The sequence below is a fragment of the Ectothiorhodospira mobilis genome (assembly GCF_016584115.1).
GTDB lineage: Bacteria > Pseudomonadota > Gammaproteobacteria > Ectothiorhodospirales > Ectothiorhodospiraceae > Ectothiorhodospira > Ectothiorhodospira mobilis.
The window spans coordinates 1-442 of record NZ_NRSK01000070.1; the positions used below are offsets into that span (position 1 = coordinate 1).

The 442-nt window shown below is 56.3% G+C and carries 1 protein-coding gene; it reads left to right on the forward strand.

Annotation, left to right across the window (positions count from 1 at the left end; genetic code table 11):
• Nucleotides 1–44 precede the first annotated feature (44 nt).
• A partial coding sequence (locus tag CKO33_RS13195) for a KUP/HAK/KT family potassium transporter (RefSeq protein WP_200182687.1) occupies nucleotides 45–442 on the forward strand: 398 nt, incomplete at its 3' end.

Below are 442 nucleotides of genomic sequence, written 5' to 3' on the forward strand. Positions count from 1 at the left end.
GGTCCATACTTTCTTGAGTGATTCGCAGCCATGAACGGCAGGCGGTGGCCAAAGCCACCCAGCCGATCGTTGATCGTGAACCGATCCGATCCATGAAACCTGGACTAGCCCTAGCCGCATTAGGAATCGTCTTCGGCGATATCGGCACCTCAGTCCTTTACTCTCTCCAAACGGTGTTCTCAATGGAGAACCATGCCGTGCGCCCAACCCACGGTGACGTCATGGGGATCATCTCGATGATCTTCTGGTCGATCCTGCTCGTGGTGTGTGTCAAATACGTCATATTCGTTATGCGCGCTGACAACGACGGCGAAGGGGGCATCCTCGCCCTGATGGCCTTGGTACGTCGACTCATGGCTAGCCACAAGGGCACTGGCATGACGGCGCTCCTACTCGGCATCGTTGGCGCCGGCCTATTTTACGGAGATTCCTTTATCACCCC